Here is a 4,471-nt window from a genome sequence, read left to right on the forward strand (position 1 = left end):
GGTTCGGGTCGAAGAGGTCGAAGAGGTCGAAGAAGTCGATGAGGTTGAAGAGAAGGCGGGGCGAGGTATGAGCGGCGGGATGTGGGCGGCCGTGGCCGCGGTGGCGGCGCTGGCGCTGGTCGCGGCGCTGATCGACGGCCGGGCCAGGTCGCGGCGGCCGCCGCGGAGCGGTCGAACGCGGCCGCCGCGGGGGCCGGAGCCGCGCGCCGGGACGGGCCCGAAGTCGCGCTCTGGTCAAGGCAGTCGCGGTGAGCGGATGCCGCGCAGGGGCGAGGTGTGGTGGGCGGAGGTGCCCTTCGAGGACGGGCCCGGGTCCAAGGACCGGCCCTGTTTGGTGCTGGCGGTGCGGGGGAAGTCCGCGCGGGTCGCCAAGATCACCACGAAGCGGCACGGCGAACTCCCCGGGGTGCTGGCGCTGCCCGCGGGCACGGTGGACGACGCGGCGGGCCGGCAGAGCTACTTGGAGACCGGCGAGCTGCGGGACGTCCCGCTCGTGGCGTTCCGCCGCCACGCCGGCGCGGTGGACGCCCGCTTCATGAAGCAGCTCAAACTCCCCTGACGGCAAGGAGGTTCGGCGGCACGCCGTGCGCGTACGTCGGTCGGACGGCCCGGCGGTCGTAGGGTGATGGCATGTACACCACTCGGGTGGCCGGTCATGTGAACGCGCCGCGCGCGGCTGTCTACGCGGCGCTGGTCGACGCGGACGCGCTCGCGAAGTGGCGGGTGCCGGACGGCATGCGCAGCGAGGTGCACGCGTTCGACGCCTGCGAGGGGGGCACGTTCCGGATCTCGCTGACCTATGACGCGCCGACCGCGAGCGGCAAGTCCGAGGCGCGTACGGACACGTACCACGGCCGGTTCGTGCGGCTGGTGCCCGGCGAGGAGGTGGTGGAGGAGTTCGAGTTCGAGACGGGCGAGGCCCGCTTCCACGGCCGGATGACGATGACGACCACGCTGACCGACGCGGGCGCGGGCACCGACGGGCGGGCCGGTACCGATGTGCTGGTCGTGCACGAGGGCATCCCCGACGGTGTGCCCGCCGCCGACAACGAGACCGGTACGCGGATGGCGCTGGCGAACCTTGCCGCACTCGTCGAGGCCGACGCCGGCTGACGATCCGGCCGACGGCTCGACCGTTGACTCGGCCGATGACCCGAACGACGACCCCGGTGTCCGGAGGACCGTACGGCCGGCCGGGCACGGACAGTTCGCGCATCCAGGTGTGAACGGTTGACGAGATCCTGTCCGATCTGATTGATCGGCTTGACCGGACGGGATCTCGGCGCTTCCGGGGCTTGTTCGAGGCGCTGTCCGAACGCGGACGGGCTCGGGCGCGGTTGGTCGGCGGGGTGGTTCCGAGGCGGGGAGCCGAGGCGTGGCGGGGCGCCGCTCGGAGCGCCACGGTGATCTTCCGCGCATGGGGATCGCTCCTCCTTCGCTCGCCACCGGCGGGTCCACGCAGGGGCCACCTCGACGAGGTGGGACCGACCGTGGACAGTAGGCTCGCCGCGTGACGTTACCCGAGTGGCTTGAGGGCAAGACGGACGAGGAAGTGATCTCCGATCTCCGAGTGGAGGTCGATGTTGATCACAACAGGTTGGCCGACGGGGAGAAACTGTCGTTCTTCTACGAGCTGGTCGATGAGTCCGAAGAGGACCTGGTCGGGGAGTGGGACGCGTACTGCCGACACGCTTCGCTGGTGGATGAGCGGGTGGGTCGGCTCCGGTCGGCCGCGTTGGCCCGGTTCGATCGGGAAGTTGTCCCGTTGCCTCCGGCCGAGGCCGCCGCAGTGGTGTACGGCGACGACGACTTCTGGTTTCCGGGATTTGTCGCCGACAGATGTTTTGCCGACCGTCATCCCGCCGAAGATGCCTCGGCCGAGTTGACGCCCGAGGAGAGACTCGAGCATGCCATTTTCGGCATGAGGCCGGTCCGCCGGAGCGACCTGGCCGGCGACCGGCGGTGTGCGGCTCGTGGGGCAGCCGAGCAGCGGGACTACGCCGTCTGGCGGTTGGCCCATCAGCCGCCGGATCCGGCGGTCCGGTTGGCTGCCGAGTCCCGGGTCTCCCGCGAACGGGCCGCGATTGAGGGGCGGTTCGCCGACGACTGGGGCATCGAACTTCCTGACTCGATCTTCCGGTACTGGCTGTTCCTGCTGTCACTCGGGTCGGTCGAACAGCGGGCACTCCGCGACACGGAACTGGAACTGCATCCGTACGGGATCATGGACTTGTTCGACGACCCTGCGCGCCCGCCGCGTGAGGGGCTCGACGTTCGGGTGCACGGCCGCTACTACCGGGATCCGCCCGAGTTCTTGACCTTCATGCACGGCGGCACCGATGGGCTGCACTTCGGACTTTGGTACGACGACGGCCGTACCTGCACCGGGGTCGCGTCGTACTACAACAACGACGGTGGTGGCGTCGGCCTGCCGTCCGGCACGCCGCTGGAGGTCGTACGCGGACGGATCGAGCAGCGTCAGGCCCACCTCGACAGCGAGGCCGGGGAGGACGAGCCGATCGCTGCGGAGTTGGCGGAAGAGCGGTTCGGGCTGCGGGCGCTGCGGGAGGTTCTGATGACCTTCGAGACCAGGGACCGACCCGAGGAGGGCGACGCGTACCGCGAGACGTACCGGGCCGAGGACGAGATGCTCGAGGACGGCGACCCGAGCCGGTTCGAGACCCTGGACGGTGGTGGGGCGCTGGTCGACGGTGAGCCGGTCGTTCCGCGCGGCAGGCAACGTCCCTATGACGACTACGACTGGGGAACCAACCTGCACAAGCAGCTGACCGGGGATCCTGATGTGGTCGCCTCGTGGGTCGCCGAGGCCCTGCGGCGCTGTGCCGCCGGGGATCCGGCCGGGGCCCTCACCCTCGGGCGCGACCTGCACTGGGCCGGTGATGGAGACGCCGAACGGGAGCGCCAGGCACGCGAGTTGCTCGTCGCGGCGTATCGGGCTCTCGGCCGGTACAACCTCGCCGGGATCGTCGACGCGCACCACCGGCACCGCGACCTCCCCCAGGTGAACGTGTTCCGCACCTGAACGATCCCGATCCTCGGGTGCGGACGACGGACCGCGGCCAGGCCAGGCCAGGCCAGGCCAGAACGGAACAGCCCAGGCCAGTGCCGACGCCGGGGGTGTTCGGCTCACGTACCGCCCTCTCAGGGCGACCTGCTCGTCGGGCAAGTGGCAGTGGGCCTGCGGGCATTGACCGCCCGGCGGATGCGGGCGGCGTTGACCGACCTTCGCGTGGCCCGCCCGTCCAGCGGCCCTGTGCTCACCGTTGTGGTGCTTCTGCCGTGGCCGCTCGCGGTCGCTCGCTCACCGTCGAGGCGGCCCGCCGCACCGGGGTGAGCGTGCACACGCTCCGGTACTACGAGCGCGCCGGCCTGGTCATCACCACCATCGACCGTACGAGCGGTGGTCGCCGCCGGTACCGGGAACTCGATCTCAAGTGGATCGTCATCTGCACCAAGCTGCGCGCCACGGGCATGCCCATCAGGGGGATCCGCCACTACGCCGAACTGGTCGCCGCAGGGCCGGGCAACGAGGTGGAACGGCTCGCCCTCCTGGAGTCCCACCGTGCCGATGTCCTGGCCAAGTTGGCGGATATGCGGGAGAACCTGAAACTCATAGAGCGCAAGATCGACGTCTACCAGGGCAGCCTGGCCGCCGGTGACGCCGACCGGCTCTGGGCACCCGATCAGGACACTGCCGGACAGCGCCAAGGCCCCAGCGCAAGCTGAGGCCGCCGATACCCGGGGGCAACACGCCTGCCCATTCGCCGGCCACGTCAGCATCGGGCCGCTGCCGGGCTCCTTTGCCCTGGCAGGGCGTTGACGACCTCCCGTATCCCGTCAACGCCCCACGGCCCCACGGCCCCGCGCCCCGGGCGCCACGCCCCGCGCACCCGGCATCGCACGGCGTGACGCGAACTCGACGGACTGTGCCGGAACGCGGGCCCGGCGGCGGGGAAGACGCTAGCCTTGCGAGCGTCGCGGCCGGTTCGGTCGCCAGGGGGCGTTCCGAGCCAGGGGGGCTCATGCGTAAAGCTGGGGCACTGTCGGCGGCGCTGTCTCCCGCCGCGCTGTCGATGATCGGTTTCACCGCGACGCAGCCCGCGCACGCGCTCACGCCGCCCGTCGCCATGACGGCCGACGACCTGCCGACCTGGCAGACCAACGGCGTGGTGTGGGCGCTGGCCCAGGCGCACGGTGTGGTGTACGCCGGCGGCACCTTCTCCACGGTACGGCCGCCGGGCGCCGCCGCCGGGAGTGCCGGCGCGCAGAAGGCGCTCAACTTCCAGGCGTTCAACGCCGCTTCGGGCGCGCCCACCTCCTGCAAGCTGTCGTTCACGGTCGGCACCGGCACCGCGACCGTACGCGCACTGGCCATGTCGCCCGACCAGTCGACGCTGTACGCGGGCGGCACCGTCGCCGCGCCGAAGGCCCTCCCGACCGACTCCACCGC

Annotated in this window: 4 protein-coding genes and 1 pseudogene; all 5 read left to right on the forward strand. The window is 71.1% G+C overall.

Features of this window, described 5'->3' with window-relative positions; all coding sequences use genetic code 11:
• Positions 1-79: 79 nt before the first annotated feature.
• Positions 80-559 (forward strand): type II toxin-antitoxin system PemK/MazF family toxin, encoded by a 480-nt coding sequence (locus AC13HU_RS32850; protein WP_483045638.1) that lies wholly within the window; start codon positions 80-82, stop codon positions 557-559.
• Between the two features lie 71 nt (positions 560-630).
• Positions 631-1,113 carry an SRPBCC domain-containing protein gene (locus AC13HU_RS32855; protein WP_483045635.1) on the forward strand — a complete coding sequence of 161 codons (483 nt, stop codon included), beginning with the start codon at positions 631-633 and terminating at the stop codon, positions 1,111-1,113.
• Positions 1,114-1,510: 397 nt separating this feature from the next.
• Positions 1,511-3,043 (forward strand): hypothetical protein, encoded by a 1,533-nt coding sequence (locus tag AC13HU_RS32860; protein WP_483045636.1) that lies wholly within the window; start codon positions 1,511-1,513, stop codon positions 3,041-3,043.
• Positions 3,044-3,300: 257 nt separating this feature from the next.
• Complete coding sequence (locus AC13HU_RS32865; RefSeq protein ID WP_483045637.1) at positions 3,301-3,747, forward strand: MerR family transcriptional regulator; 447 nt, start codon at positions 3,301-3,303, stop codon at positions 3,745-3,747.
• 296 nt (positions 3,748-4,043) lie between these two features.
• Positions 4,044-4,471: pseudogene (locus AC13HU_RS32870) on the forward strand (hypothetical protein); the annotation flags it as partial.

The organism is Streptomyces sp. NH27 (genome assembly GCF_056859195.1).

Excerpts from the sequence above, each read along its gene's own strand:
- AC13HU_RS32850 (WP_483045638.1), top strand. The coding sequence starts at position 80 with ATGTGGGCGGCCGTGGCCGCGGTGGCGGCGCTGGCGCTGGTCGCGGCG.
- AC13HU_RS32855 (WP_483045635.1), top strand. The coding sequence starts at position 631 with ATGTACACCACTCGGGTGGCCGGTCATGTGAACGCGCCGCGCGCGGCT.